This window comes from Barnesiella sp. CU968, assembly GCF_905219685.1.
Taxonomy (GTDB): domain Bacteria; phylum Bacteroidota; class Bacteroidia; order Bacteroidales; family Muribaculaceae; genus Lepagella; species Lepagella muris_A.
On sequence record NZ_CAJMXD010000377.1, the window covers coordinates 1 to 2,824 of the forward strand.

The 2,824-nt window shown below is 40.8% G+C and carries 5 protein-coding genes; all 5 read left to right on the forward strand.

Annotation, left to right across the window (positions count from 1 at the left end; translation table 11 throughout):
- Nucleotides 1-65 precede the first annotated feature (65 nt).
- On the forward strand, nucleotides 66-656 hold the full coding sequence (locus tag JX312_RS11720) for a hypothetical protein (protein ID WP_123483797.1): 591 nt from the start codon (nucleotides 66-68) through the stop codon (nucleotides 654-656).
- A gap of 45 nt (nucleotides 657-701) precedes the next feature.
- Nucleotides 702-1,259, forward strand: coding sequence for a hypothetical protein (locus JX312_RS11725; RefSeq protein ID WP_172469889.1), 558 nt, complete (start codon nucleotides 702-704; stop codon nucleotides 1,257-1,259).
- The gene (locus JX312_RS11730) at nucleotides 1,249-2,052 is read left to right on the forward strand and encodes a DUF4267 domain-containing protein (protein WP_172478179.1); all 804 of its coding nucleotides are present in this window, start codon (nucleotides 1,249-1,251) and stop codon (nucleotides 2,050-2,052) included. The genes JX312_RS11725 and JX312_RS11730 overlap by 11 nt, the downstream gene beginning before the upstream one ends.
- The gene (locus JX312_RS11735; protein WP_172469891.1) at nucleotides 2,049-2,618 is read left to right on the forward strand and encodes a pentapeptide repeat-containing protein; all 570 of its coding nucleotides are present in this window, start codon (nucleotides 2,049-2,051) and stop codon (nucleotides 2,616-2,618) included. Before JX312_RS11730 ends, JX312_RS11735 begins: the two co-directional genes overlap by 4 nt.
- A 2-nt stretch (nucleotides 2,619-2,620) precedes the next feature.
- On the forward strand, nucleotides 2,621-2,824 hold a 204-nt coding region (locus JX312_RS11740), incomplete at its 3' end, for a hypothetical protein (protein ID WP_204458110.1).

The window sequence follows — 2,824 nt, forward strand, 5'->3', positions numbered from 1 at the left end:
TTGTAATTCTTTTTATATATCATGAGTTGGAATTATACCATTAAAGCATTAACAACCGGTTTTGAATGAATAAATCATTATATATCACTGCAATTGTCGGTAATTTTATATTGCTGGTTTACGCTGCTGTCCTTATTGTCGGGATAAGTGGTGGGTGGCTTGACGGTAAGTTATGGCTGCACTCTGATGTGGCTAAAGTAGCACAGCTACTGCTTATGGCTTCGGCGATGGGATTGTTGTTTGCCAATATCCGTATTAGCCGTGTACGATACGGTGGCAGGTATCTGTCATTGATACTCTGCGGAAACTTCTTTGTCAATCCCTTCCTGAGTTTATATTTCCTGAGCGGCAAGGCAGACGGCAAACAGGCATCGGAGACATTTCCAAAGCGCAAGGTCTATCTATTCCTTCGCAATGTGCAACTGTTTTGGCTGCTATATACATTAGCGGCAGTGTTCTATACGCCACTGATTGACTCGAAAATAGGCGGTATATTTTATATCGCTTTGATTATCGCTGTCTCTGTGTTCATACAACGCAATATAGCAATAGCCATAAAACAAGACACGCCCGGATATATATTGCTAAACGTGTGGTTCTGTTTTTTCTACGCCCCGATTTATTCACGACGCGTCCTTAAAAACAACTGGTTATGAAAAACAAAGAGGGAATCCGCGTTAATCAGATAAAACACAGGTATTATGAATAAGTGGCAGAAGATATTGTTGGTGGCTTTTCATGCCGTGATGCTGGTACTGTTCCTCTTTGTGGTGTTGAACAGTTTGCAGTTACGTTGGCGGTTAGGCTATGTACTATTTTGGATTACCGCCCTTTCGGGTTGTGCGGTATATTTCATTCGCGGTAAAAAAGCGGTGTATAATACTATCTCACGGATATATGCCATTGGTTGGATGCTTCTCTCAGTTGTAGGCTTAATATTTACATTCCTGACGTTTGATGCTGTGTATTGCGAAACGGACAAATATATCATGAAGGAACCGTCAGAGATAATAGGCTTCGACAGTGCCATTCTTTATGAAAAGAAGGGTCTGCTTGAAGTAGAGAAACAGCGATATAAGTTTGTTCATCCAAAATCCTTTACCCCGTTGGACACCATCGGAGCTATTGTGATTTACGGAGATTTCGATAATGGCGAAACAACAGAGGATGGCGTGGCAATACTCCCCCTTGACGATTCGTTTGATAAAGAAAAAGCCAAAGAATACGCACTAAACCACAACATTGAGTATGGAGAATAACGGGATAAGCAAGCCTATAAATAAACGACAACGATTCAGCCGATTCATGCGGTATCTTTCTGTGGCAGTTGTCACGGTTTGGTTGCTTGTATTTTTGATTGCATCTGCCGATAAAAATGAATTTCGGGCGGTCGGCGTCATTGTGTTATTGTTTTTCGTATTCCTCTTTATAATTCCGCTTATCGGATTTTGGATTTATTCTTTTGTCAAGGCCGTAAGGCGACACTCAAAAGCCGACAGGATTCTTTTATGGTTCCATATCGCTGATCTGTTAATCCTTGGGGGTATAGTTTTTCTACTTAATAGACCACCTATGAGATGCGATGCGTTCATTATGGCTGAATGTTACAACGGAGAGCCTGTTTTCTGGATGTGGAATACAGTAGGTCGTTATCGCGATATGCTGCCTGACAGCACACGACTGGTTGTTGAATTTGATAACGGAGATATGCCACAATCTATGCCCCAATCCGATATACTGGACGAATTTGAAAAAAAGCAACTAAAAGAACGTTTGGACTACTTAGATTGTATAGGGATAGATGTCAACAATTATCCCGATTCGGAATATTCAACTATCCGATTCCGACGTATGAATATGGGAATGTACTCATATCGCCTTTATAATCATCCTCTCTCGCATGACCAGCAGGACAGCATAAACGCTGATCCGTGCCTGATAGTATATAATGACTCTACTGTTTTCGAGTTTAGTGCCGGTGTCTTAGGAGCACAGACTTTTCCTGGCAAACAGGAATTTCTTGAAGCGCAAAAAAGGAATGAAACTAAATGAAACTGACCGATAAACAATATAGCAATCAGGTTTTTAAGCGCACCTCGTTTTGTAACGAAAGCATTGCCGTGTGGTGGACTAAAAAGAAATTTGAGCGATGCCAATTTCTTGGATGTGATTTTTCAGATGTCTTTGCAAGAGGGTGTCGATTTATAGAATGTGTTTTCAAAAGCGGTAAGTTACAACATTTCTCTATGGGTGGACGGACTTCGGTCTTGCTACGGAAAACAATCTATATGGATTGCACTTTTGAAAATGTCAAATTAAGAAGCCTCGGAATTGCAGATTTCATTGGTTGTACGTTCATTAACTGCGACTTCAATACCGCATTCATTGCCGCGTCATTTTCAAAGTGCAAATTTGTCGGAAAGATTTATGGATGCGTGTTTTGCGGACCGAAGTTCGACAGCTATTATTATGGGAATAAATTATCATTTTTAGTGTCTAATAAAGGACGATTGGAGGATGTTGACTTTTCCGAAGCCAGTCTTACTGACGTAGATTTCCGCGGAGGTATTGATTTATCAAAGGTTCTGATGCCTCACACTACCATAAACAGGATGTGATTATGAAGATACAGGACGTTAAAAAACATATTTTCTCCACCTTGGAGCCATTCGCTGCAGCTAAAGGTTTCAAGATCCTCAGGGGTCGATTTGCATTGAGTCGAAAAGCCGGCAGTCGTACTGATGAAATATTTTTCACTTATCATTCATGGGGTTTTGAGGTAAACATATTTCCGTATGTCAGTGTGGACTATGGAGAGATAACT

What these genes read in the sequence shown, in the direction of transcription:
- JX312_RS11720 (WP_123483797.1), top strand. Translation starts at nt 66, where the DNA reads ATGAATAAATCATTATATATCACTGCAATTGTCGGTAATTTTATATTG.
- JX312_RS11725 (WP_172469889.1), top strand. Translation starts at nt 702, where the DNA reads ATGAATAAGTGGCAGAAGATATTGTTGGTGGCTTTTCATGCCGTGATG.
- JX312_RS11730 (WP_172478179.1), top strand. Translation starts at nt 1,249, where the DNA reads ATGGAGAATAACGGGATAAGCAAGCCTATAAATAAACGACAACGATTC.
- JX312_RS11735 (WP_172469891.1), top strand. Translation starts at nt 2,049, where the DNA reads ATGAAACTGACCGATAAACAATATAGCAATCAGGTTTTTAAGCGCACC.